Raw genomic sequence first — 24172 nt, 5'->3', positions numbered from 1 at the left:
TGCAAACCGGCATCATTACTGGAGGTACTCTGGTTCCCCTTCTACATAGAACCCCTCATGCGCGAGGGCCTTCACTAATTCATCGTAATTCGTTACCTGATCGTCGTAGGTCACTTTCATCCAATGGACCATCCAGTTGGAGTCCACGTCCTTCACGCCCTTAACTCTCCATAGGGCCTGCCTGGCCCATTGTTCGGTCACCGGTCATTCGCAGGCGGGCACGGTAAATTTGACAATTTTTATTGCGCCAAATGCTGTCTGGCTTGCGAGCAGAACGAGCATGCAGGCCATCACGAGAAAAACAGCCAGTCTCATTGATTTCATAGGTGTCTCCTTCCTACTCATCAGAGTCGGATTCAGGCTCCAAGTACTCTGGCGGCCCCTGAACCACAAACCCCTCGTGCGCAAGCGCCTTCACCAGGGCATCGAAGCTCGTGACCTGGTCATCATACGTTACCTTCATCCAGTGGATCATCCAGTTGGAGTCCACGTCCTTCACGCCTTTTGTTCTCCACATGGCATCCCGTGCCCATTGTTCGGTCACGGGTCATTCGCAGCTGGGCACGTTAAACTTGACAATCTTTATTGCACCGAACGCCGTTTGACTTGCGAGCAGGAAAAGGGTACACGTCATCACGAGCAAAAAGCTTAACTTCCAATTCTTCATTTACTCCCCCTTTTGTAAAGAACGTAACTTCTTCTAGTACATAATGTAACACGTATGTTGTTCCTATTCAATGGTCAACGGCCGCTCCCGGCGCTTTCAGCTCCCGGCTGTCTCAAAGGCTTCAAAGGCCTCATTTATTTCTTTCAATTTTTCCTGCAGCTTTGCCCGCAACTCAGGGTCAGGGTGAAATCGATCGGGCTTCCATGTACCGTCGGCTGTCTTCTGCAAAAGTTCGTACACGCTTCCGGGGGTGATTTTCTTCCATTCCGGGGCAGTGTATACGACAGAGTCGATGACGCGGCCATCCGCTGCGTGGAATACCAGCTCAAGATCGCCCACCACATTTTTGGAAAAATCTATTTCCAGCTCCTGCCGGATGTGGTCAAACGGCTCCCGTGCCTTGCCGGCCGCTTGAAGAAAAGACTCGGCATTCACACACGCAGCACTGCCCTTCCGTGGTCTATACTTTACCCACATCCGGACCCTCAAGCCATTTTCAGATTCGTATGACAGGTTCTCTGTGTCCAGATAAAAAGGGGTTCCGTCCTCGTCTTTGCCGACGTACAGCCAGCTTCCCCACGCAGCCGGCTGTTCCTTTCTCAGGCGATGTCCCCTTCCCTGTTCATCGGGTTTGCGCTTCTTTCGCCACAGGAAGAGAAGGACGGGAAGACTCATCATCCACGTGTCGCCGGGAAACAAGGCCGCCCAACTCTGCATTACCATGCGCCCCCTACCTTACGAACGTTTCCTGAAGAAAAGCCTGATTGGAGCTCCTTTGAAGCCGAAGGTAGCTCTCAGAGAGTTCTCGATATAGCGCTTATAGTGCTCCGGTATGGAATCCGGAAAATTGGCAAAAAGAATAAAGGTCGGCGGCGATGTCCGTGCCTGGTTGACATAGAAAATCTTGAGCTGCTTTCTTCCGGAATGGGGAAGGCTCAGGCGCTGAAAATAAGCTTCGAATGTCTTGTTCAATTTGGCTGTCGCAATTTTCCGCTCGAGCTCTTTCGCAATCTGCAGGTCCGTCTGGAGTATCTTTGTAATGTTCCTTCCGGTCAGCGCGGAGACGAACACGACAGGAGCAAAATTGACATGAGGAAGCTTTTCCCGAACCATTTCAAGATACTCCGCCTCAGCCGTACCCTCTTCGACCAGATCCCACTTATTAACCACTATGGCAATGCCTTTCCCCTTTTCCGCGACAAGGTGCGCTATAGCTGCATCCTGATGGGCAACGCCTTCCCGTGCATCGATGACCAGATTTACAACGCCTGCCCGCTCTACACTCCTGATTGCGCTCGCAACAGAGTATTCTTCAACCCGCAGTGAGATGCGGCTTTTTCTTCGAATGCCTGCGGTGTCAATAATGACGAACCTCTTTTCCTGGAAAAGGAACGCGGAATCGACCGCATCCCGCGTCGTACCGGGCTGATCGCTCACAATCATACGTTCCGAGCCGAGCAGCCGATTGACAATGGAAGACTTACCCGTATTCGGCCGGCCCACAAGCGCTATCCTGAGCCCCTGTTCAACTTTCTCCTCCGGCTCCGGCTCAACGCGTGACGCGAGGTCATCCAGCAGGTCTCCAAGACCCATGCCGTGCGCTGCGCTGAGCGCATAAATCTTATCCACGCCAAGAGCATAGAACTCGGAAACAGCTGCTTCGCGCTTGGGTGACTCCAACTTGTTCACCGCGTAAAAGACAGGCTTCTTGTAGCGCCTCAGGATCGATGCGATCTCCTGGTCCTCGGGCAGCAACCCGTCCTTACCGTCCATCAGGAAGATGATCATCGAGGATTCCTCCATGGCCGCATGGATGTGCTCCTTCACCAGAGAGGCGATCTCCTCGTTCTTCTTCAGTTCGAAACCGCCCGTGTCGACCAGAATAAAACTCTTGCCGGCATAATCAAATTCCCCGTAGTTGCGATCCCTCGTGACGCCAGGAATGTCTTCAGTTATAGCTTTATGATAGCCCAGCATCCTGTTGAAGAGCGTTGACTTGCCGACGTTTGGTCTGCCGACTATGCTGACGATAGGCTTCATGCTTTTCCCCGTACAGGGTTCTTTAGTATCAATGCCAGTAGGAATCCGACCACAGGAAATATGAATATGGACTTCAAGGCAAAGGGCACACCGTAGCGGTCAGCCACGATGCCGAGCAGCGTGACGCCGATGCCGCCGGCACCGATCGCAAATCCCGTGGTCAGGCCTGAGGCGATCCCCAGACTTTTGGGGAGCAGTCTTTGCGACATGACAACGGTCACTGAGAAGGTCGACACGAGAATCATGCCAAGCCAGAAGAGTGTCAATGACAGAAGCAGAGGAAATCTCTCGAAGAGAAATATCAGAGGAAATGTCAGGGCTGCTACGGCCATGCTCAGGCAAATGAAGAACCTGTAGCCCCACCGGTCTGCCAGGGGCGCCCCCGCAAGAGTTCCGACAGCACCGCCCAGCAAAAAGATACTTATCAGCTGTCCTGCATAGACCGCGTCACCCTTGAGGTGATTAATGTAGTAGAAGGGGATATAGCTCAGTAGCCCCATCTGCATCCATGATCGCATTACTACTACGGAAACCACCAGGGCCAGGGAAAGATATGCTGCCTTTCCCGGTTTGCCGTCGCGCCCCTCCTTCTCATGCTGCAGATGCTCCGGGATGGTTATCTCTTTTCGCAAGTATGTGATAACTGCTGCGAAGAGCAGAGCCGGGAGCATCACCACGGGCAATGCGCCGAAACCGAAATAACTGACGACCGGGATCGCAATGATCGGGCCAAGGGCCATGCCCGCATTTCCGCCCACGGAGAAAACCGACATGCCTGTTGCCGCCCGGGGTCCCGTATGAAAATAAGCCGTTTTGTAACCTTCCGGATGATACGCCGCAATCCCCAGGCCGCTCAACATCACAAGCATCAGCACGGGAAGAAGGGTCGACGGGAGAGAAAGCAATGCGAACCCGACACCCGCACCGAGAACGCCGACAGGCAATAGTAAGGGTTTCTCTTTTTTGTCGGACACATACCCGAAGACAGGCTGAAGAATCGATGACGTTATGTTTGCCATTATCAGGATAACGCCCGCCACGGTGTAATTGAGGCCCAGTGCCTCCTTGAGAAAGGGCAAGACGGCAGGGAGAGCCCCCTGATAAATATCGACCACGCAATGGCCTGCCGAGAGCAGGAGGAGGATCTTCAGGTTGAATCTACCCGACATGGAATTCTACTGGCCCTGGACGATTCGCTTCAGCTTGAAAAGCATTCTGCACGTGGCACCCCAGATGCGTTCTCCGTTGTAGTAGATGGCATCTATCGTTTCCCTTCGTCCTCGGTAGTCGATCTGTTCCTGCACAAGATCGCTCCTGGTGAGGTGCTCGAACGGCAGGTAGATAAGGTAGGCCACCTCTTTCCTGTTGATCGTGAAGGAGTAGGGATACGGGATAATGCCCACGTAAGGCGTGATGACAAAACCCGTGAACGTCGTGAGATCATCCAGCCTTCCCACTATTTCCACGTCCTCTGCATTGACGCCTACCTCTTCGTAACATTCGCGCAGGGCGGTCTTCCTGGTATCGAGGTCCGTCCTCTCGTACGTGCCTCCAGGAAAAGATATCTCGCCCGGATGTGCTTTTACTCTGTCTGTTCTCTTGGTGAGAAGGATATGAAGATCCCCTTCCTTTTCGAAGAGAGGAAGCACGACAGAAGCTCTGATCTCAGTACTGCACTCAAGTCGGCGGGCATTATACTGACCCACCTTTTCTCTGATTCGCGAAAGCAACATCCGCTATTGTAGCAACTCCGGCTTGCACAAATCAACAGCGAGGGCGGCAGGGCGCCGTTGAAAAAGATGTGCCTTTTTGGTAACTTATCCTATCGAAGCGCCCGGTTGTACAACTGCGGTTGTAGACCGATACTCCCGGCAACCCAGACTGGTTTAAAGGATTTCCGCGGGCAAGTCCGCAACCTATTCAACACCCCAAGACCGTAGTTCGCGGAAATCTATCTAGCGAGCACGGCTCGCGAGAGGGGGAGGCTTCGACGGCTTCGCCGGTGGAGGGGGCGACGTGAGCCCCATTAATAGCGTGGACAATTTTTTCAACCACACACTTACAGAGCTTCAGACGATCATTGAGAAACTCGGGGTAAAGAGCTACAGGGCAAAACAACTCTTCCAGTGGGTCTACAAGCGCGGTGTCCTTGATTTCCACTCGATGGAGAACCTGCCGAAAGCCTTGCGTGCGGCGCTCACCGAGGAGTTCTCTTTCGTGCTTCCCGACGTCACAGAAATAGTCCACTCTGAGGATGGGTCGATCAAATTCGGCCTTCTGCTCGATACCGGTCATGTTGTGGAAACAGTCCTCATGCCTGAGAAGGGACGGAACACGCTCTGTATTTCGACGCAGATAGGATGCAAGATGGCCTGCCAATTCTGTGTCACCGGCCAGATAGGCTTCGTACGGGACCTCTCTGCTGCTGAGATCATAGGACAATTAATGGCCGTCAAGAGGTATGTGGGCAACAGGCGGATCACCAATATAGTTTTTATGGGCATGGGAGAGCCGCTGGACAATCTCGAGAATCTCATGACTGCACTCGACATCATACAAGACCCGGTCGGGCTTGATTTTTCCTATCGCAGGGTCACCGTGTCAACAGTAGGCCTTCTGGAAGGACTCGGTTCGATCGGGCCAAAGAAGGCACAGATCGCCATCTCACTCAACGCAGCCACTGAGGCTGCCAGAAGCGAGTTGATGCCGATCAACAGGATATACCCTCTGCGGGATATTGTCGCGTATGTCAGGAACTTGAAAAACCTGGGAAGGCAGCGGGTGACCTTTGAGTATGTCATGATTAAGGGTGTCAACGATTCGGCGGAGGATGCGCGCGCGCTTGCAAAACTTCTTGCCGGTGTACGATGCAAGATCAATCTCATACCGTACAATGGGTCTCCTTATACGAAGTTCCTGGCACCGGATGAAGAAGCGGTAAACCAATTTCACAGCATCCTCCTCAAAGAGAACTTCACCACGCTTGTGCGGGAGTCGCACGCCAGGGACATAGGCGGCGGATGCGGTCAATTAGGAATGAAGTACCTGGAGGAAAAACAATGAGTGTCTTGCCTGTATACGCGAATTCATTCTTCCTGAGCAAGGAACGTCCTGACGGCATGGGCCTGAGCATGCTGTATGAAAACGGTATCGTTTATGCGAACATGCTCGTGGACAGCAGGTTCGAGGGTTACAAAGGGGTTGTGCACGGCGGCATGGTTTTCGGGATCATGGATGTGGTCATGTGGTACACAATTCTTCTGAACACCCGGAAAATTTGCATGACGCGAAAAACAGAAATGGAATTCCTGAAGCCTGTGCTCTGCGACACCATGTACCACGCCGAAGCCAGGATGCTGGGGCTTGAAGAGAAGGATGTGCTCGTATCCGCCTGGGTCCAGGATGCTCAAGGTGAGCGATACGCGCAGGTGAACGCAGTCTTCAGGGAAGCCAGGGGGCTCGACATCGCAGAGTTCGTCAACTCCTTCGATTTCAGCCAGAGCTCCAAGGAGATAGAGGAGTTTTTCTATTCGCTGGTACCGTGAGAACGGTAAGCAGTGAGCAGTGAGCAGTTATAGACAGGCAATAAAAGAGTACGTAATGCAGTCATAGCAAAGCCTTGTCGTTTGCTACCTGTTCACTCGCTCCGTCTTGTTTTTACCGCTCACTGCTCACTTTGTACTAATACGGAGGCACTGCGTGAATCTTTTACCTAGCTACACCGATTGTTTTTTCTGCGGACCGCATGGAGACGGGCTCAAGATGCGCATTCAGGTTAAGGATGGGACTATCTTTTCAGACTTTGCGCTCGATCCCAAGTTCCAAGGATACGATAACCTCGCACACGGCGGCATTGTAAGCGGGATTCTCGATGAAGTGATGTGGTGGACAATTTTTGTCCTGACCGGCAAGATCACCGTGACCCGCAAAATGGAGACCGAATTCCTGATGCCTGTTCGCTGCGGCGCCCCTTACAAAGTAACGGCGAAGCTCCTGCAGCAGCGCCACGGGAACATGTATATCTCGGGAGTGATTGAGGATGGCGAGGGGAAAACCGTCACCCGAGCAAACGCTCTCTTCAGGACTGCGAAACATACCACGCCCGGCGAACTCGCTGCCAAGCTGGACTTCAGCCACACGTCACATGAAATGAGAGATAAGCTTCTCAGCGCATTGTCCGCACAGGGAAAAGATAAAGAAGGTTGAGCTTCACTCAAGGTCCGGCTTTGCCCAATTAGTAAATCTCAATCAGATTTGCCGAAGCTTGATGTGGCTTTTCTGAAATGCCTGCAATAATGGCTTTCTCATGTGGATCTCCTCTTTGTGGTTACCTCTGGGTCAATTCTTCTTTTTCAGGGCTGGACTATAACGATTTGGATTCAAGACGGACGACCCCGCCTTCGGCCGGGTACCCCGGGCGGCAGCGAGGCCTGGACTACGGAGGCGTAGCTGGCGCTACGTCGAGTAAGAACAGGCCGAAGGGCAACGAAGGTATACGCTTGAAGGCGAATCGGTGCTAGTAAAGCGCGTCGTGCTCGGGCTGGCCGTACAGCTGCCTTATGTGGTAGCTGATCGTGTCAGGCAGATAGCGTCCCCAGATCTTCACGGGCAGCTTGTCAATGCGTGTCCGGGGACTTAATCCGACACCAAAAAGATACTCGATCAGGAATTCAACATTCATGGGAATATACCCTTTGTAGACCTTGGTGTTCCTCTGCGCTACAATCCGCTCTTCATGGATGCTCTTGCCCAGTTCTGACTCTACGAAATCAGGGAATGTGGAAAGTATCAGCTCAATACTTATTCTTGGCTCTGTTCGGTCAAGAAGCCGCCCTATCCCCTTGTGCAGTTCATTCTCGGCTATTCCCCGGTCAAGGTACCTGTCCCAGGCTCGATCCTCCATGTACCGCCGGCGGACAGCCTCCCCGTCCCAGGGAACGTCAATTATCCATTTCCTGGCCCTGTAGTCTCCCTCATGTTTTTCCTGCTCGACAATAGCGAAGGTCGGATCGCTCTGCAGGAATTCTTCCAGCCTGGACAAGTCTTCATCGCCTGCAATGATCTTTATGCCGCCCACGTCCGGTATGGTAAGCGCAGCCCTGTCAAGCCTCACACGCCCCTCTTTGAACCCCTGAGCGATGGTCTCTTCGGCGAGCACGAATTCACGCTCCATCTCCTCCTCAGGAGTCAAAAGAAAATGCAGGGGAATACCGAGTCTCTGCGCCCTCTCCTCGGCCATACGCTGCGCCCTTTCCTGGACCATCCGGAATATCCAATTGGCGATGTAGCGGTTGGCCTTTTCGGCAATTCTGCGCGGTCGCTTGATCCGGTGAATTCCTACGAGGTTGCCCTCTCTGTCAACACACGTGCTTCCGTTGATAGGGGCTTCCACGTAAAAAAATTCCGGGTTGTTTCTATATTCTTTCAGCAGCGCGTCAACGCGGGAGGTCGTAACCGAGGCGTTGTTACAGATGAATTCCCGCAGTTCACCCTTGAAATTAATGCTGTTGGTGGCGTAATCGTTTATGTGAATTTTGGAAAGCAGCAGGCGTGTGACTGTATCGAGCGTTTCACCAAGCACAAACCCGTCGCAAATCAGTATCTGCGTGAGCCGCAGCCCATCAGTCGGCTCCAGCCGATTGCAAAGCCATCTTTCCGTGATATCAAAAAGCTCTTCCCGGTGTACGAACGATGTCAGATACACGAGACGGGATCCTGTTCCAGAATACTACCACGTTCCGCTGCAACCGGGAATTAGTTTTTTGGCCCTTGTCTCTATCGGAGCTCGATGCTCAAATGTGTTTGCGTTAAGCTTGCAGGTCCGGCAAACTAACAAGCTGCACGCCCAGGTACTATTCCTCGGCCAGGCGCTGCCGCGCTTTCGCGGACCACTCGCCGTGCGGCTCGAGTTCAAGGTAGCACAGCCAGTGCTCGCGCGCGGCCTGCCTTTTATCGAGGGCGTCGAGAACTAGCGCCAGACTGAAATGTGCGTCTGCAAACTCCGGGTCTTCCTGCAGTGCCTTGCGGAAAAAAAGAAGGGCGTTGCCGAACTCGCCCCGCTCCTCGAAGAGGCTGGCGAGATTGTAGTTTGCCTCAACGTGGTCAGGGTCCTGCGCGAGAGCTTCCCTGTAATAGTGCTCTGCTTGTTCAGGTGAGCCGAGTTCCAGTAATGCGTTTCCCAGGTTAACCATAGCGTCAACGTGGTCCGGATGGGTCCTCAGAATCGCCTCGTATTTCTTTACAGCTTCTTCCCATAGATTATCACTCTCGCACTCGAGCGCCTGAAAGAAAAGCTCCTCGCTGGAATCTGCCGTGAGATCTGATTTCTGCCGCGCCCCCACATTGAAGTCTATGAGAAGCTGGCCGTCAGGAGTAAAGGTAAGATTGTCCTTGCTGAAGACGATCTGCTTGTCATGGATAGTGACGCGCACTTCTGACAGGGGTTGTTCCACCTCAGGTATGATCTTTTTCAGTTTCCCGATACAGCTCTTTATCATCCGCAAAGAGACGCCTCTGTCAATCAATTCCTTTGCCGTGCGAAAAGCGACGAGCCCCTTGAAGTCAAAATAGAGCAGCCCTTTCTGCTTGTCCGAATGCGGGATAATGCCGGATGCATCCCAATAACGAATTTGGCTCTCCGAGATTCCCACAAGCCGCGCTATTTCATTCTGGTCATATAAATCTGTCATCGATACGTGTTCGTTCCAGCAACTCCGTCTGATCTACGAACTATTTGTTAATAGAATATGACAGAGCTGCTGTAAAGAAAAGAGAAGTGTAACCAGGGTATGCGTATAAACCGTTACCGGACCACATTGTGGGCGAATAAGCTCGTGTCGACTTCCATTTCAATTGCGCGGAGGAGCTGATCGATGCCTTCGCCGGTCAGACTGGATACGGAAGCAGCGCCGTAGCGCACTTCCATCATCCGGGTAAAAGAATCCTCCACCTTATCTATCTTGTTAAAGACAAGCAGCTTCCTTTTATCAGACAAGTTGAGCCCGGCAAGTATCCGGTCAACGGTATTGATCCGCTCCTCAACATCGGGAGAGCTGATATCGACCAGGTGTAAGAGAAGCGTGGCATCGTCCAGCTCTTCGAGGGTCGCGACAAAAGCACGCAGCAGCACCTTGGGCAGATCCTCTATGAACCCAACCGTGTCGGTCACGATGATGTTCTTCGGGTGCGGGTATTTGATGAGCCGGCTCGTAGGCGTTAACGTGCTGAAGGGCTTGTCCTCAACCTCCACCCTGCTTTTAGTAAGCAGATTAAGCAGGGTTGACTTGCCTGAGTTTGTGTACCCCACGATGGAGACGACCGGGATCTCGCTGCGTTTTCTTCGCTCTCGCTTGCGCTGGCGCACTCCTCTGATTTCCCCGAGTTTCTTCTCCAGCGAAGCGATTCTCTCCCGTGTCCGACGCCGGTTCACCTCGAGCTTGGTTTCTCCGGGACCACGTCCGCCGATGCCGCCCGTGAGCCTCGACAGGGCCGTCTCTTTCTCCCCGAGGCGGGGAAGAATATATTTCAGCTGCGCCAGTTCAACCTGGATCTTTGCTTCGCTTGTACGGGCCCTTGCTGCAAAGATATCGAGTATGAGCTGATTCCTGTCGAGCACCTTCAGCTCTGTCAGTTCTGAAACGCTGCGCAGCTGGCTGGGAGAGAGCTCTTCGTCAAAAATGAGAACGTCCGCGCCGAGCTGCTGACCCTTGATAACAAGCTCTTCCATCTTTCCTTTGCCGATGAGGTGCTTCGGGTCGAGCTCTTTCGGTCGCTGTACCGCCACGTCGATTACCGAAAGACCTGCAGAACGGGCAAGGTCCTTCAACTCCAGAATCCGTTCTTCAACATTCTTATGTCTTCCCGGCGCGGCCACTACGACAAGAATGGTTCTCTCTTCGCCACCCTTTGTTGCGTAGTATCTTCCTCTCTCTCTTAAGAATTCGTTCTCCAGCTCAGTGATGAACTCAGTAAAATTGACCTCCAGCTCATCGGCCGGAAGCGGACCGATGAAGTCCCATGCCTGCCCCTTTCTATTCTCAGGCACGAGATAACCGATATGGATCGTTTCTATTGATTCACCTCTCGTCTGCGCGATGCAGGCGACCAGATCAAGCTGCAGCAGTGCAAGATCGGTCAAATCTTCCCTTGAAAGGAGCTCGCCTCCAAGGTGCGTATGGATAAAGCGGATGCCCCTGAATCGGGCCCTTCCCGTTCTGTCCGTGGAAAGCGGAGGGATTTCGATGCGCTCCTTCCCCCCAACGATTACCGCGTCCACAACCCCCCTTCTGTTGATGAGAAGCCCGACCTGACGCGATATCTCGCGCGAGATCTGGAACATTGTGCGGGCCTTGTCGAAAGAGATTATCTCCGAAGGTTCAACCCGTCTGCGATAGAGATTAAGCAGCCTTCGCCTGGCGAGATGACCGAGTCCCTGAAGATTTCCGTAGAGCTCTATAGGCGCGCCCTCCTAAAGCTCTATCCGCTTTAATTGCTTGACCGTTTTCACTCTCATCGCATGCATAAAAACAAAGCTGCCTACCAAGACCATACCACAGGTCGCACCGAATCTCACGAGCAGTTCGGTGGCTATTCTCAGACCGGCTGTGCTCTGTACGAGAATAGCATATGAGGACCAGCCGAGGAGAGCCAGCGTGCACAACGTAAATGATAAGATGGAAAGCATCGTAAGCAAGCCGCCCAAGCCTCCGTACGGATTGGGAGCCTCCCGCAAGTTAATGTTCCTGGTTCCGAAGTAGAAAGCCATTACCGGGCAGACAAGCGCCGCAAGAATGATGTAGCCGAAGGAAAGATAGTAGAGAAATGAAGGCGATGCGATAAAATGGTTTGACAGGCAGTTGAGCGTCAGTGCCAGCACGAGGCTGATTACAACATAGAAGGTGAGTTTGCCGTAATAAATCTGTTTCACATCAACCGGCGCGGTCAATACGAGCCAGAAAGGCCTGCCCTCCAGCTGGAAGGATGGGTAGGCAAAACGCACTGATATGGCTCCGACCACGAACGTAAGAAGCCCCATATTGAGAAAGGCAAGGAGGCTTTCCAGGAACACACCGGGCAGGGCGGTTCTGTCGCGCGGGAAGGATTTGAAGTTATAGACGTAGACAAAGATCAGGGCAAATACAAGCAGCACCTGCGACCATTCCTTAGGGTCGCGTTTAAGGTTTTTCGCTTCTTTGAGCACCAGGAATCGCGAGCGTTCGGGTATGAACTTCAAGGCCGATCCCAGCGGATCGCCCTTTGCCGTGCGTGAAGACACAAGCGCGTTCATGTAGGACCTGAGGTAGAAGGCTTCTGATGTCCAGTAGGCAAGCGTCAGCACCGCCCCGGCGTAAGAGAGATAAAGACCCAGGTCGATGAGAACATTTGGCTCGCCTCCCTTCGCGAGGAACACCACCACCTTGAGAAACAGGTGGGTCGGCAGCAAGGGATGAGCGGGTATTGACAGGTAACGCACGTAATCGTAGACGTAGGCAAAGCTCTCGGGCCTGGCCAGCTTCTCGATCTCCATCGCGCGGAACAGGATTACGAGGGCAGCGGAGAGCAGCACGAAGAGCAATGAAAAGGCTCTCTTGATCAGACGCGGAGAAAGGAAGCGCGCCAGCACGATAACGATAAGGAAGGCTACGCCGTACGGGATAAGAGCGTAGGGCAGTAGAAGAAGGATGGAGAGGAGAAAGGACGGCTTGAACGTGAAAAGAGCGGTGTAGTAGGCCATAAGTACCGGTATTGAGAAAAGGAGAAATGCCCAGGACGATTCCAGGAGAGCCTCGACGGAACGCGTCCAGAAGAGCGTGGACGTGGACACAGGATTTGTAAGGAGAAAGGAAAGATCCTCCTGTGTGAGAAACCATTTGATGACGCCGTTGATGTTGCTCAATACGAGGAATAAAAAAAAGATAAAAAATATGAGCGCCAGCAGTTTTCCAATGAGGATCTCGCCTACAAGATCGAAAGACTGAAAGAAACGGAACGCCTTGAAGAGAAAGACAAACATACAGGACCCGACAACAAGGAAAAAAGCCGGCAGAAAGAGGCTTTTGATGAACTCACTCCGGCGGATTGCGAGTCCGTGTCGTACCATGCGCAACCTGAACCGGAAATATGATAGGAAATGGCTCATCGTATCTCTTCCGAAAAAAGACGGAAGAAGACTGATTCCAGTCGTTCGTCCTGCGCAGTTTTGAGCGCATCGAGGGGGCCTTCTGCGACGAGAACGCCCCTGTTGAGCACACCCACCCGGTCGGCAATCTCTTCGACGACGTGGAGCATATGCGTCGATATGAAGAGCGTCCTGCCCTGTCGTGCAAGATCGACAAAAATCTCTTTGACCCGTCGCATACCCGCAGGATCAAGGCCCACCAGCGGCTCATCAACCACGATGACAGAGGGATCGGGAAGGAGGGCGACAGAGATTGCAAGGCGTTGTCTCATGCCCAGTGAAAAGCTCTCGATCAAGTCGTGACGGTGATCCGCGAGACCCACCAGCTTGAGGAGCTCTTCCTTCCGGCGCTCCAGATCGCCACGAGCCATGCCGTGAAGGCTTCCCTTGAAATCCATCAGTTCGAGGGGCGTCAACCTTCCGTAAAGGAATGGCTCGTCGGGTATGTAACCAAGCACCTTTTTTGCAGTCAGAGCCTCTTGCTGCACGTCAACGTTGTTAACGAGAACCTGCCCGCTGGAAGGCTTGAGAAGGCCGACGAGCAGCTTTATGGTCGTAGTTTTGCCTGCTCCGTTCGGTCCGATCAGCCCGTAGATTTCTCCTCCTGCCACCTCAAGGTTTATCCGGTCAAGCGCCAGTACATCACCATACCTTTTGCTCACGTTCTTCAGCGCTATCATCGGGCTTCCACCACCTGCATCCTGATGTTGGTCAGGAACTGCATGATCTCTATAGCGTCCGAAATATCTCCAACCGCGAGCACGATATGCGTGGCGTCCGCCGGGAATTGTCCGAAGGTGCTGTCGACAGGCATCCATGCGCCGTCAATATTAACCAGATTCCATGCGTGGTAGTAGAAGCCTCCGGACGCATAGACCATCCCCGAAGCAATCGCACAGGGCACGCCCGACGCCCTCGCCAACGACGCAAAGAGGACCGCGTGCTCATTACAGTCTCCTGCTCTCTTCGCGAAAACATCCTTGGCCGTGGGCAGGGAAAAAGTGGGGACCTTCTTCACCGTCTTGTAGACCCATTCCTCAATCGCCTGCACCTTCTCCTTTTGCGTCTGCCCCTGCTGCACTATCGAACGTGCTGCTGCTCTTATTTCGTTGTCGTCACTGTTGACGAACGCAGACGGGGAAAGGTATCGGGACGGGTCAAGATCGAGCATCAAGGCCTTCCCCGCATCTATCGCCAGTAAATCGCCTTTAAGATTGTAGTAGCGCCCGATTACTTTCTTGAGCGTCTCTTTGGCGTCTACTTTTGCAGCGAGATAAACTGTGCGCCGGGGATCCCGGATCGTTCCAGTAGTTTCCACCGACGAGAAGAGGCGGGCATCGAAAAAGTCAGTCTCCTGTTTACCCCCTCTCTCTTTTTGAATAGTCAGTCCAAGGGGGCTCACCTCTTTGATCACAGAGCCTCCCTCATCCACCCAGCCGTGGAGTTCCAGGCCCTTGAATACCGTCTTTACATGGAAGGCCCTGATTGATTCGTCAGCCACATTCACCTTCTCCCAGCCAAGAAGATCGATGGTTGCATCGTAGCTGGCAAGCGTAGAAGGATCAAAGATGGGAATGCTGACGGCTTTCCTGGTTTCTTCGCTGAAACCCGTTTTCACCAGGTACGGAATGACAGCGGAGACTAGGATGGGCGGTTCTTTCATGGGGAGGCGATAGATATTTGAGCGGCCGCTTGCATTCATGCTGACCACCACTTCGCCGTTCTGCAGTTCCCCTTTGATATCAATCACGTCTTTCCCTGAATTGATCTGGAAGAGAAAGGTCCGAATACGAAACTGATCATCCACATCTCCGAACAGTTTCATGGAGAGTTCGCTTTTCTCGTCAAGAAACTTTATGTTCATCCGTGCTTCTTCGAGAATTTTATAGCCGTTTTGTGCCGGCAGTATGATACGCTTCAGATGCCCCACCCTGAGATTCCTGACATAGACGCCGTACGTGGTCTCCTGGGACCCGCTCTGCGCCATGTACCTGGCGGACAGCTCCAGCCTGTCCTTTGGTGGTTGATGCAAATCCCTCAATTTGAGCGTAAGGAATACGGCGAACGTGCAGAGAACCAGAATGCTGATGAATACTTTCTTCGTCAATTCAGCCTTGGACCGTGAAGATTAATTCTTACAAGAATCGTGCCCGGAGTCAAACAGGGAAAATTCCCTTAGCTGTGGTATAGTATAGGCCGTCATACATCCCGACTATAGAGGGGGTAGCACATGTCGTACGTTAACAAGGTAATCCTCATTGGCAGACTCGGCAGAGATCCCGAAGTTCGCTATACGGCGGACGGCACCCCTGTTGCGACGTTCACGATGGCAACAACGGAAACAAGGAAGAACAAAGACGGGACAAAGAACGAAAAAACGGAATGGCATCGCATCGTAGCCTGGAGAAAGCTTGGCGAGGTGGCGGGCGAATATCTGAAGAAAGGCAGACTTGTTTATATCGAAGGGAGTATTCAGAGCCGCGAATTTGAGGGCCGGGACGGTGTGAAGAGAAGAACGTACGAGATTGTGGCATCTGCAATGAAGATGCTGGGACAGGGCGGTGGCAGCAGTCCTGATGACCGAAAAGGGGCTGATTTTTCTGAACCCACAGATATAGATTTTCCGCCTGAAAAGGATGACGACATACCGCTTTGATACAGTTTTCAGTGAGCGGTGAGCAGTCCAGAGTGCGTTAGCTGCTTACTGCTCACTTTTCACTGTTCATTTTCTGTTGAAGGGACTTTATCATGGACAATCGTGCTTATGAAGGCGTTATTGGTCTCGAGGTGCATGCGCACCTCCTCACGAAGAGCAAGATCTTCTGCGGCAGCTCCGCAGAGTTCGGGAGTGAGCCCAACAGTCACACCTGTCCTACCTGCATGGGGCTGCCCGGCGCTCTTCCGGTCCTGAACAAGAAGGTGGTCGATTTCGCCATCAAGGCAGGGCTGGCAACGCATTGCACCATCAATCGCAAAAGTATCTTCGCCAGGAAAAATTACTTCTATCCGGACCTGCCCAAGGGGTATCAGATCTCCCAGTACGAAGAGCCCATTTGCACGGACGGCTACCTCGATCTCCTCGAAAACGGCGACAAGAAGAGGATCCGCATAAAGAGGATCCACATGGAGGAAGACGCCGGCAAACTTGTGCACGAATCGACTATCGAGACAAGCAGCTACAGCATGGTCGATTTCAACAGATCGAGCGTTCCTCTTCTGGAGATCGTCAGTGAACCCGATATGCGCACGCCTGAAGAGGCCGTGCTCTACCTCAGGATGCTGCGCGACATACTTGTCTACCTGGAGATTTGCGATGGCAACATGGAGGAAGGAAGCTTCCGCTGCGATGCCAACGTCTCGGTTCGCAAGAAAGGAGACCAGGCGTTCGGCACCAGGGCTGAGCTGAAGAACCTCAACTCCTTCCGCTCTATAGAAAGAGCCCTCGAGTACGAAATAACCCGCCAGATAGAGTTGCTGGAAAGCGGCGGACAGGTAGTACAGGAAACCCGTCTTTTCAACACGTCGGAAGAAGTCACTTATTCCATGCGCGGAAAAGAGGAGGCGCATGATTACAGATATTTTCCCGATCCCGACCTCGTGCCGTTGATGGTCGACGAGGGTTGGGTAGAGAGCATGCGGGGTGAACTCCCCGAGCTTCCCGCAGAAAAAATGGAACGATTCATGCGGCAGTATGGACTCCCGCGGTATGATGTCGAAATTCTTGCTGGAGAAAAGACCCTCGCCGCGTACTTCGAGGAAGCGGTCGGCTTCTTTCCGGAGGCAAAGACGGTGAGCAACTGGATCATGAGCGAGCTGTTGCGAGAATTGAATGAAGGAGGCACCTCCGCCAAGGACGCGCCTTTCAGGCCGACGCAGCTCGGTGAGCTTCTTCAGCTCATAAAAGACGGCGTCATCAGCGGGAAGATGGGCAAGGAGATCTTTCCTGACATTTACAAGCAGGGCGCGTCCCCCAAGAAGTATATCGAGGAAAAAGGGCTCATACAAATATCGGATGCATCGGCGCTCGAAGCCACGATCGATAAAGTGCTGGCGCAATCTCCCAAGGAGGTGGCAGAATTCAAGGCCGGCAAGGAAAAGCTTCTTGGGTTCTTCGTTGGGCAGGTGATGAAAGAGACGAAGGGCAAGGCGAATCCGAAGCTGCTCAACGAACTCCTGTTGAGGAGATTGAAAAGCTCATGATAGACCATATCATCTGGAAAGGGAGCCAGCTTTATCTTCTCGACCAGCGCCATCTGCCCTTCAAGAAATCCTACGTGAAGTGCAGGACTCTTCAGGATATAACGAAGGCCATCAAGAACATGACTATCAGGGGGGCGCCTCTCATAGGCATTGTGGCTGCGTATGGAGTGTATCTGGGGTTCCGCGACATCCTGCACAGGCGAAAGCGGATCACCGATGCGGACGTGAACGCTGTCTACCAGGCCCTCAAGGCTACGCGCCCAACCGCAGTTAATCTGACGTGGGCGCTCGACAGAATGCTCAGCACGTATCGCCAGTACCGCAACTCGAATGACCTTTCCGATTATCTGCTGCACGCCGCTACGGCAATCCACGCGGAAGACATTGACAATAACCGGAAGCTTGGCCGCTACGGTGCAGAGCTTATCGATGATGGAGATCTCATATTGACGCATTGCAATGCGGGCGCTCTGGCCACGGGCGGTTACGGAACAGCCCTGGGAGTGATTCGGGCCGCGCATGAAGCCGGCAAACGTATCCGCGTGATAGCAACGGAGACAAGACCCTACCTGCAGGGCGCCAGACTTACCGCCTGGGAGCTACACGAAGAGGGGATCGACGTGGAGATCGTGCCCGACAACCACGTGGGCTTGCTTTGTGCGCGAAACGTGGTGAACAAGGTTATCGTCGGGGCCGACAGGATAGCAGGCAACGGTGACGTGGCTAACAAGGTGGGGACCTACATGATAGCGCTCGCGGCGCGCGAACATGCTATCCCCTTTTATGTTGCGGCACCACTTTCTACCTTCGACCGGACCGTCCAAAGCGGTGGACAGATCACGATAGAGGAGAGGTCGGGTAAGGAGGTAACCTGCCTTCTGGGGCGCCAGCTAACGCTCAAACAGATTAAGGGCTGCTATTACGGCTTCGACATCACCCCCGCCCGATTCATCACCTACATCATCACCGAAAACGGCATCCTGGAGAAACCGTTCCGCAAATACATCAAGCTGCTTTTTACCGGTAAACGTGAAAGTCATAACGCTGCTCACTGATTTCGGTGTGAAGGATCCTTACGTCGGGGTTATGAAAGGGGTTATTCTTTCCATAAATCCTGACGCCCACATTGTCGACATAACCCACGAGATCGAACCGCAGGATGTGACAGAAGGCTCTTTCCTGATAAGGGAATCCTATCCTTTCTTCAGCAAAGGCTCAGTGCACGTGTGCGTGGTGGACCCGACCGTGGGAAGTAACAGGCGTGCTGTAGCGCTGGAGCATGACGGTCACTTTTTCGTCGGTCCGGATAACGGTATGTTCAGCCCGGTAATCGACAAAAACAGCCCTGTTTACCAGATCACAAACAAGAAGTACATGCGCAGGGAAGTATCGGGCACCTTCCACGGCCGCGACATTTTTGCACCGGTCGCAGCCCACCTCTCTTTAGGGCTTGATCCCGCGGTACTAGGAAGGAACCTGGACGATCCTGTTCTTCTATCAGGCTGGGAGCCCACGGTCAAGGGACGCACTCTGACCGGAAAGGTAGTGCGATTTGACCGATTCGGCAACGCGCTTTCAAACATCACGGTTGAAGCATTCAACAAGTTTATCAGGGGGCGCCGTTTTCAGATCTCGCTGCGCGACATGCGTTTTAAGAAGCTCTCCAGAAGCTATTACGAGAGTCCCGTCACCTGTGTCGTAGGAAGCTCCGGAAACCTGGAATTCGGTCTCTTCAAAGGAAATCTGGCGCAGGAAAGAGCAATCAACAAAGGTGACAGAATAAGCGTCACCCTGCTGCGCCGCTGAACACCGATTGTCTTCAAGCGCCTGCCTTCGTTGCCCTTCGGCCTGTTCTTACTCGACGTACCGCGAGGTACGCCTCCGTGCACCCAACTGTTTTAGCCGGGCACCCGCGCGGTACCTATTATGTTTCGCGGGTGGCAACGGTATGCATCTTGAATACAATCGGTGCTGCAGGATACTATTTCCTCTCGCCGCGTGAAGAACGTTTTTCAATTATCTTCTGCAGCGTATCCCTGAAATCGTCTGCATCGGGATTCAGTTCCACTGCCTTTCGCGCCAGCTTCTCCGCTTCCTCCAGATGTTCGTCCCGCGTGTAGTAGAGCCAGGCGAGATTGTTATAAGCCCGCGCGTCTCTCGTCTTCTGTATGGCATTCCGGTAGGCCTTCTCTGCCTCCTTTGTGTCGTTTTTTTGAAAGTAAACATTTCCCATGTACAGGTAGGCAACGGGTAACTTTTTGGAAGCAGCCTCATACTGCTCCAGCGCCGCATCCAGTTCACCCTTTCTTTCGTAGGCGACACCAAGATTGACGTGCTCTTCGGGCGTGAGAGGATCGTGCAGAATGGCTACCCTGGGCAGAGTGCAGGAGAGAGCGCAAAGTGTAAGCGCCAAGAGCAGTATGCTCAGGGCTTTACGAGAAGCATCCAATATGCGGTTTTCTTCCATACGCTGAGAAGTTCCTGGTTCCCGATAAACTTGCCCTCTTCCCGGCCCGAGTTGACCAGAACGCCATCGGACAAATAGCCTTTGACCACCATGAAATGGTTGCGCTGGTAGACGAGTATCCCGTAATCGACCAGAACGATCGATGGGATGCCTGCATCAATGTTCTCTTTCAGTTTATCAATGGAACCCGCAACATGCTCTGCCCGAAAGCCCTGTTTACGGGCGTACCGCTCCATGTCCATGCCGAGCACGCCCCGTGCAGAGGGACTGTAGATATCCGAAGCGATCTCTTCGGGGGTCAGGTTCTTTCCGCTTCCCGTTTTCGTATGCCAGTAATCGATCACCGTTGCAAGAGCCGCAGGACCGCACTGGAACTCCTCCTGCGCAAAGAAGGGCACCTGGATAACTGTCACCGCCCCGTCAGGAACGCGGGCGGTTCTCGCGCATCCGGCAGAGAGAAGCAGCACACACAAGCATGCTATCATGCCACACCCGGCCAGACGATTCACTCTGCTCGCAAGGATCATAGCTCAGGATCATTATAGTCGCGGGACTCGTCATTTGCAAAAACCAAATCAGGAAAGCCTTCAGGATGAGCATGCCAATTTTGCATCGGTTTGCAAAGACGCATGCTTTATACTAGATTAATAAGTGGAAGTGCCAAGGCGCCTGGTGGGCCTCCTGGACTTCAAATCCAGTGTACCGGCCAAAAACTGGTAGGTGGGTTCGATTCCCATGCACTTCCGCCAATAGTAATTTCAATAAGTTACGCTTCATAAGTGTTCATAAGCAAGTACACTGTTTTGCCCTAAAACGTCAAATTGTGCTTGGATTGTGCTTGTTTCTGAAAATTAGGATGTGGATAACCGAACCTTGGCTTGCGTCTTGAAAGATCGAAAAGGTTCATCGAGGTCTCGTCTGTGATCGACGTTTTCTTCTTCTCCAACTCCAACTCCATTTCTAGAGCAGTGCTGAGGGCGGATAAGTTATCGCACAGCCAGACGGTGAATTCGGTCGCTTCGTTCTTCCATATATCCCGAATGTTCAGCTTCTTTAGGGTTCCGAATTGTTGCACACTCCCTCCTTTCCATGATTGTGCAAAGTAGCCTGCGAGTCATATCTATTCGTCAAAATCAAACCTTCGCGCAGGCTGATGTATTACCTATTCTCAGTGAGCTTTTCCGGCGATCCGGTTGGCGAGCGATCGATTCTTTCATAGAAATTGAGTATCTTATATACAACCGGCTTGTTCTGAATTGTTTCCACTTCTACATCGACTATGTATGCGGATTTGAAAGGATTCTCTCCGTAAAGCATCTGTGCCTTGATAGCATCGTTACTAAAAACAACCTTTGCGGGACTGCTGAATGCTCTCTATTATAGCTTTGTCACCTCCGTTGCTTTTCGGATCATTTCTGGCTTGATACCAATACAGCAAGACCTTTTCTCTTATTCCGGTTGACGGTTCCCTCAAAAGGCTGATTTCTTTATTAGCCCTATTTTGTGTCGCGTTTGCTTCAAGCGAGGAGAGTGTCAGGAGGACAGTAACATTGCCGTTAATGGTTGTGTGGCAATTTAACTGAGAAGCACTATCTTTAGCAATAGGCTCCAAGAAATTAGATATATTTTCATAATCCTTTTTGTGCAGCATGGGCTTCTCAGAAACTTTTCCAAGAAGATAATCGCAGATGACTTTAATGTATCGGGCATATTCAATCACGCTTTTGGAATGTTCGAGAAAGGGAATCATGCCGGGTGCAAATGCAACAAGATCGGCGACGATACTACCGCTTCTGATCTCTTTTATGTAAAGTTTGATTTCCTGTGGTAGGTCCGTTTGAGGCGTGTCTTGTTGGTTTATGAAACGCTTGTATTCGTCAGCAAAACTCAAAAGACTGTTCGTTAAATCAGTAAGCTCTATCGGTTGTATATTTTGAATCTCGATTGTAAGGACCGGGTAATCAAGGGGCATGTCCATTTAGTTCAACGTTACCTGACTCCGCCTTTGTTGTCAAGATGTACTTTCCGGCAAAGTGTAGAAAACTGCGCTGAATCTGCCGTTTTGGTTCTTCGCAACGATTTTTTCGTCCGGTCTCATAGTCGTGGCCTCCACCCTGCCAAAGGATTCGATCAGCCGACTGGTGATTTTGCCGGAGGCTTTGTTAGCTACCTGTCTATTCTTAACTGCAGTTCTTTACCGGCACCGCAGGCACGGGGTTCTCCTCCCCTCTGTGCCAATATAAGTGAGACACTTCCCACCCAATAGTTTAAACTCTGAGGGCGGGAAGGAGAAAATGATCATGGAAGAGAAGAATTCAGTGATGACACACCCCAAGGCAGTCCCTAATCCGGAGGGTACCGGAGAAGACCGTGCGCCGGAAGTTTACCGCAGCGTATAAGCTCCGTATTCTGCCGACAAGCCCTCGCCAGCGTGCTCGCCCCCACATGCGCCCCTGATTCTTCATTGCTGTTCCACTCATAAAACAGTTGACAGCAGGAACAGCGTTTGATACCATCTGCCGTTCCCACCACAATTGATTTTGTTACCACTGCTAAAGGACGGGTTTCCTCTATGGAAGAGCCAGCCAAAGTTGTTTACTTTGCGAAGTGTTCTCATTGTGGCAAGCTCACCTTCGTCGATCTCCTCGACGAGAGCATGCTATGTGAGTACTGCAGAGAGCAGGGGCGTACTCGGCTTTCTCGCAGGAAGATGCACGAAGCTCAGAAGAAGCTAAGGCTTCATAAAACAGCAGTTGGAAATAATAAGTGAGACTGCCATGAAGCCCATCGCTCTTGTCGATATGGTCGGTGTAAGGTAGCCGTTATTCAATCCAGATCGCGTTCTGATCCGCAAAGTCGTACATTTCATCAATCAGTGCGTTCGCGTAATCGACCACCTTGAGCACGCCATTACCCTTCGGCAGCTTTCTGAAATTGATTATAATCTCGAATCCGCTGAAGCACGGCTCCTTCTCCAGCACGTCAGCAATGTCATTCATCGACTTTTGAACGCTGTCGTAGTCCTCCTCTTCCGTAAAGAGGTGCTTTGCTACAACTCTATTTTTCCAGATCACAGTCCCCTCCTCGGTTGTATGCTCTCAGGAGGCCACAAAAAAACCATCCGCATCAGGGATGGTTATGAAAGGTGGGAAGAGACTCTTTTTCAGAGCTATTGCTCTGCACATCGAGTAGCCTTGCTACTCTAAGCACCGTGGCGTCTCTCCCGCTCGGTTGCCGATCCTTGTGGATGCTCCTGATGTATTTATCTTTTACCATAATTAATAGACATACCTCAAGATGAGTGTGTATTACAAAAATAGTACAATATCAGTACCTAAAGGTGGAGGAGAATGGGTCGATCACACGAATATAGCGACGCCCAGATAGTCTCTCCTTTCAAAAGGGTTTACGGTAGGCTGACGTTTTCTGTCTGACACGGTAGAGAGTATACGTTGACAGGTTCATGAAGAGCCAGTGCTAATGACCTATCGGACGATGTGATATAGCGCAGCAACGCAAGTAACAACACCTCATTAACAGTCTCCTCTTGGCCTCTGCCCTTCTTGGCCGATAACTAAGTAAGAGTGGCCATGAAGGTCTTTCTTTTCTTGTTGCTGGCACTGTTGATTGTAGCTGGAAAGGTGTATCTCAAAGCTGCCTTGCCCCGGTTGAAGGGCTTCATCGGTGAAAAGAAAACGGGAATAGCTCTGGAGGGACTGCCTGACGACCACGTGGTCATGCACGACCTGCTATTCCAAAATGAAGGACGAACCTCGCAGGTAGATCACGTGGTCATCTCACGCCATGGCGTCTTCGTCATAGAGACGAAAGCCTACGATGGATGGATTTACGGAAGCGAGAGATCAGAGTATTGGACGCAGGTTCTGGGCAACAAGAAAACGAAGTTTTATAACCCTGTCCGGCAGAATCGCGCACACGTGCAAGCGCTGAGGAACACCCTTGCCCGTTATGGCGATCTTCCCTACTGGTCAGTAGTTGTCTTTGGCGACTTATGTGAGTTTAAAAAGGTAGATACCACGACACCCGTCATCCACCGAAGGGAGCTTGTTGACTACCTTCTGAACTGCAACAAAGATGACGTATTGACCCAAGGAGATATCCGAGACATATGTCAGCATCTCGTAAGCGCGAACATTCAGAGCAAGGAAGCCCGTAAGCAGCACGTTCGTTATGCCAAAACAAGGAAAGAACTTTTAGAGAAGCGTTTAGCCTCGGCTCTTAAGTAGCATATGCGTCTCCATAGTATGGAGCCTACACTATTCTTCGTCCGGAGTTTTCCACATTTTATGTGGAAAAGGTGGTGAATAACTCCTCGATAGAAACCCCAAGCCCTTGTTATTGCTCCATTTGCGACCATTTTGCCCCACACTGTAACATCCCTGCAATATCTAATGATTCCGGCACCTATTCAAAAATCGAGATGTTTCAATGAAGCTTTGAAAGCAAGAAAAATGGTCCTTCAAAACTACTTTCATTCCGGTGTATTACGGATCATCATTTTGGGGGGCGTGAAAACCCTTGTCAATGCTGGCTCAAAAAGTCTACCATCTCGGTTTAAGCCTAATAGCTATGACAACACTAGATGTGAATCAGTATCCCT

The 24172-nt window shown here is 52.0% G+C and carries 24 protein-coding genes, 1 tRNA gene and 1 riboswitch; of the genes, 9 read left to right on the top strand and 16 right to left on the bottom strand.

The window, feature by feature from the left end; genetic code table 11:
• Nucleotides 1-15: 15 nt before the first annotated feature.
• The 6 genes from VMT71_08755 to VMT71_08730 all read right to left on the bottom strand — a co-directional run bounded on the left by VMT71_08755 (nt 16) and on the right by VMT71_08730 (nt 4440).
• Nucleotides 16-156, bottom strand: a complete 141-nt coding sequence (locus VMT71_08755; GenBank protein HVN24049.1) for a hypothetical protein — start codon at nt 154-156, stop codon at nt 16-18.
• A 181-nt stretch (nt 157-337) separates the two neighbouring features.
• Nucleotides 338-544, bottom strand: a complete 207-nt coding sequence (locus tag VMT71_08750) for a hypothetical protein (protein HVN24048.1) — start codon at nt 542-544, stop codon at nt 338-340.
• A 219-nt stretch (nt 545-763) separates the two neighbouring features.
• Nucleotides 764-1390 (bottom strand): surface-adhesin E family protein, encoded by a 627-nt coding sequence (locus VMT71_08745; protein HVN24047.1) that lies wholly within the window; start codon nt 1388-1390, stop codon nt 764-766.
• A 12-nt stretch (nt 1391-1402) separates the two neighbouring features.
• Nucleotides 1403-2707, bottom strand: a complete 1305-nt coding sequence (gene der, locus VMT71_08740) for a ribosome biogenesis GTPase Der (GenBank protein ID HVN24046.1) — start codon at nt 2705-2707, stop codon at nt 1403-1405.
• Nucleotides 2704-3876, bottom strand: a complete 1173-nt coding sequence (locus tag VMT71_08735) for an MFS transporter (protein ID HVN24045.1) — start codon at nt 3874-3876, stop codon at nt 2704-2706. Before VMT71_08735 ends, der begins: the two co-directional genes overlap by 4 nt.
• Before the next feature lie 6 nt (nt 3877-3882).
• On the bottom strand, nt 3883-4440 hold the full coding sequence (locus VMT71_08730; GenBank protein ID HVN24044.1) for a CoA pyrophosphatase: 558 nt from the start codon (nt 4438-4440) through the stop codon (nt 3883-3885).
• A gap of 283 nt (nt 4441-4723) precedes the next feature.
• Between VMT71_08730 and rlmN the strand changes: the two genes are divergently transcribed.
• The 3 genes from rlmN to VMT71_08715 all read left to right on the top strand — a co-directional run bounded on the left by rlmN (nt 4724) and on the right by VMT71_08715 (nt 6913).
• Entirely contained in the window at nt 4724-5770 is a 1047-nt protein-coding gene (rlmN, locus tag VMT71_08725; GenBank protein ID HVN24043.1) for a 23S rRNA (adenine(2503)-C(2))-methyltransferase RlmN, read from the top strand.
• Entirely contained in the window at nt 5767-6252 is a 486-nt protein-coding gene (locus tag VMT71_08720; GenBank protein ID HVN24042.1) for a PaaI family thioesterase, read from the top strand. The genes rlmN and VMT71_08720 overlap by 4 nt, the downstream gene beginning before the upstream one ends.
• Nucleotides 6253-6406: 154 nt before the next feature.
• A complete protein-coding gene (locus VMT71_08715) occupies nt 6407-6913 on the top strand; it encodes a PaaI family thioesterase (GenBank protein ID HVN24041.1) in 507 nt (168 codons plus the stop codon).
• A gap of 310 nt (nt 6914-7223) precedes the next feature.
• Here VMT71_08715 and VMT71_08710 read toward each other — a convergent pair whose 3' ends face one another.
• The 6 genes from VMT71_08710 to VMT71_08685 form a co-directional block, all read right to left on the bottom strand.
• A complete protein-coding gene (locus tag VMT71_08710; protein ID HVN24040.1) occupies nt 7224-8411 on the bottom strand; it encodes a hypothetical protein in 1188 nt (395 codons plus the stop codon).
• Nucleotides 8412-8559: 148 nt separating this feature from the next.
• On the bottom strand, nt 8560-9396 hold the full coding sequence (locus VMT71_08705; GenBank protein ID HVN24039.1) for a tetratricopeptide repeat protein: 837 nt from the start codon (nt 9394-9396) through the stop codon (nt 8560-8562).
• Between the two features lie 113 nt (nt 9397-9509).
• The gene (gene hflX / locus VMT71_08700) at nt 9510-11045 is read right to left on the bottom strand and encodes a GTPase HflX (protein ID HVN24038.1); all 1536 of its coding nucleotides are present in this window, start codon (nt 11043-11045) and stop codon (nt 9510-9512) included.
• A 129-nt stretch (nt 11046-11174) separates the two neighbouring features.
• Nucleotides 11175-12806, bottom strand: a complete 1632-nt coding sequence (locus VMT71_08695) for a hypothetical protein (protein HVN24037.1) — start codon at nt 12804-12806, stop codon at nt 11175-11177.
• A gap of 35 nt (nt 12807-12841) precedes the next feature.
• A complete protein-coding gene (locus VMT71_08690; GenBank protein HVN24036.1) occupies nt 12842-13564 on the bottom strand; it encodes an ABC transporter ATP-binding protein in 723 nt (240 codons plus the stop codon).
• Nucleotides 13561-14991 carry a transglutaminase-like domain-containing protein gene (locus VMT71_08685; GenBank protein HVN24035.1) on the bottom strand — a complete coding sequence of 477 codons (1431 nt, stop codon included), beginning with the start codon at nt 14989-14991 and terminating at the stop codon, nt 13561-13563. Before VMT71_08685 ends, VMT71_08690 begins: the two co-directional genes overlap by 4 nt.
• 123 nt (nt 14992-15114) lie before the next feature.
• Between VMT71_08685 and VMT71_08680 the strand changes: the two genes are divergently transcribed.
• The 4 genes from VMT71_08680 (at nt 15115) to VMT71_08665 (ending at nt 18890) form a co-directional block, all read left to right on the top strand.
• Nucleotides 15115-15540, top strand: coding sequence for a single-stranded DNA-binding protein (locus VMT71_08680; GenBank protein ID HVN24034.1), 426 nt, complete (start codon nt 15115-15117; stop codon nt 15538-15540).
• 92 nt (nt 15541-15632) lie between these two features.
• Nucleotides 15633-17084: an Asp-tRNA(Asn)/Glu-tRNA(Gln) amidotransferase subunit GatB gene (gene gatB / locus VMT71_08675; GenBank protein ID HVN24033.1), complete on the top strand. Its 1452-nt coding sequence runs from the start codon at nt 15633-15635 to the stop codon at nt 17082-17084.
• Nucleotides 17081-18139, top strand: coding sequence for an S-methyl-5-thioribose-1-phosphate isomerase (gene mtnA / locus VMT71_08670; GenBank protein ID HVN24032.1), 1059 nt, complete (start codon nt 17081-17083; stop codon nt 18137-18139). Before gatB ends, mtnA begins: the two co-directional genes overlap by 4 nt.
• Complete coding sequence (locus VMT71_08665) at nt 18114-18890, top strand: SAM-dependent chlorinase/fluorinase (GenBank protein HVN24031.1); 777 nt, start codon at nt 18114-18116, stop codon at nt 18888-18890. Before mtnA ends, VMT71_08665 begins: the two co-directional genes overlap by 26 nt.
• 175 nt (nt 18891-19065) lie before the next feature.
• Here the strand turns inward: VMT71_08665 and VMT71_08660 are convergent, their stop codons facing one another.
• A complete protein-coding gene (locus VMT71_08660) occupies nt 19066-19497 on the bottom strand; it encodes a tetratricopeptide repeat protein (GenBank protein HVN24030.1) in 432 nt (143 codons plus the stop codon).
• A gap of 11 nt (nt 19498-19508) precedes the next feature.
• Entirely contained in the window at nt 19509-20078 is a 570-nt protein-coding gene (locus VMT71_08655; GenBank protein HVN24029.1) for a C39 family peptidase, read from the bottom strand.
• A 126-nt stretch (nt 20079-20204) separates the two neighbouring features.
• Between VMT71_08655 and VMT71_08650 the strand changes: the two genes are divergently transcribed.
• A tRNA-Sec gene (locus tag VMT71_08650) sits at nt 20205-20300 on the top strand.
• Between the two features lie 590 nt (nt 20301-20890).
• On the opposite strand, the gene VMT71_08645 is transcribed toward VMT71_08650, so the two are convergent.
• Together VMT71_08645 and VMT71_08640 are read right to left on the bottom strand one after the other, a co-directional pair.
• Nucleotides 20891-21529: a hypothetical protein gene (locus VMT71_08645; protein HVN24028.1), complete on the bottom strand. Its 639-nt coding sequence runs from the start codon at nt 21527-21529 to the stop codon at nt 20891-20893.
• An 844-nt stretch (nt 21530-22373) separates the two neighbouring features.
• On the bottom strand, nt 22374-22625 hold the full coding sequence (locus VMT71_08640; GenBank protein HVN24027.1) for a hypothetical protein: 252 nt from the start codon (nt 22623-22625) through the stop codon (nt 22374-22376).
• 74 nt (nt 22626-22699) lie between these two features.
• Nucleotides 22700-22816: riboswitch (SAM-I-IV-variant riboswitch) on the bottom strand.
• Between the two features lie 325 nt (nt 22817-23141).
• Here VMT71_08640 and VMT71_08635 point away from each other — a divergent pair.
• Nucleotides 23142-23798, top strand: a complete 657-nt coding sequence (locus tag VMT71_08635; protein ID HVN24026.1) for a nuclease-related domain-containing protein — start codon at nt 23142-23144, stop codon at nt 23796-23798.
• Nucleotides 23799-24172: the final 374 nt, after the last annotated feature.

The sequence above is a fragment of the Syntrophorhabdales bacterium genome, from assembly GCA_035541455.1.
GTDB lineage: Bacteria > Desulfobacterota > Syntrophorhabdia > Syntrophorhabdales > WCHB1-27 > JADGQN01.
This window is presented reverse-complemented; position numbering and strand designations above follow the sequence as displayed.

Coding starts and splice junctions, on each gene's coding strand:
- VMT71_08645 (HVN24028.1), bottom strand. CDS start 21,529: ATGGACATGCCCCTTGATTACCCGGTCCTTACAATCGAGATTCAAAAT.
- VMT71_08695 (HVN24037.1), bottom strand. CDS start 12,806: ATGGTACGACACGGACTCGCAATCCGCCGGAGTGAGTTCATCAAAAGC.
- VMT71_08745 (HVN24047.1), bottom strand. CDS start 1,390: ATGGTAATGCAGAGTTGGGCGGCCTTGTTTCCCGGCGACACGTGGATG.
- VMT71_08705 (HVN24039.1), bottom strand. CDS start 9,396: ATGACAGATTTATATGACCAGAATGAAATAGCGCGGCTTGTGGGAATC.
- VMT71_08730 (HVN24044.1), bottom strand. CDS start 4,440: ATGTTGCTTTCGCGAATCAGAGAAAAGGTGGGTCAGTATAATGCCCGC.
- der (HVN24046.1), bottom strand. CDS start 2,707: ATGAAGCCTATCGTCAGCATAGTCGGCAGACCAAACGTCGGCAAGTCA.
- VMT71_08690 (HVN24036.1), bottom strand. CDS start 13,564: ATGATAGCGCTGAAGAACGTGAGCAAAAGGTATGGTGATGTACTGGCG.
- gatB (HVN24033.1), top strand. CDS start 15,633: ATGGACAATCGTGCTTATGAAGGCGTTATTGGTCTCGAGGTGCATGCG.
- VMT71_08720 (HVN24042.1), top strand. CDS start 5,767: ATGAGTGTCTTGCCTGTATACGCGAATTCATTCTTCCTGAGCAAGGAA.
- VMT71_08655 (HVN24029.1), bottom strand. CDS start 20,078: ATGATCCTTGCGAGCAGAGTGAATCGTCTGGCCGGGTGTGGCATGATA.
- mtnA (HVN24032.1), top strand. CDS start 17,081: ATGATAGACCATATCATCTGGAAAGGGAGCCAGCTTTATCTTCTCGAC.
- VMT71_08735 (HVN24045.1), bottom strand. CDS start 3,876: ATGTCGGGTAGATTCAACCTGAAGATCCTCCTCCTGCTCTCGGCAGGC.
- VMT71_08635 (HVN24026.1), top strand. CDS start 23,142: ATGAAGGTCTTTCTTTTCTTGTTGCTGGCACTGTTGATTGTAGCTGGA.
- hflX (HVN24038.1), bottom strand. CDS start 11,045: ATGTTCCAGATCTCGCGCGAGATATCGCGTCAGGTCGGGCTTCTCATC.
- VMT71_08680 (HVN24034.1), top strand. CDS start 15,115: ATGTCGTACGTTAACAAGGTAATCCTCATTGGCAGACTCGGCAGAGAT.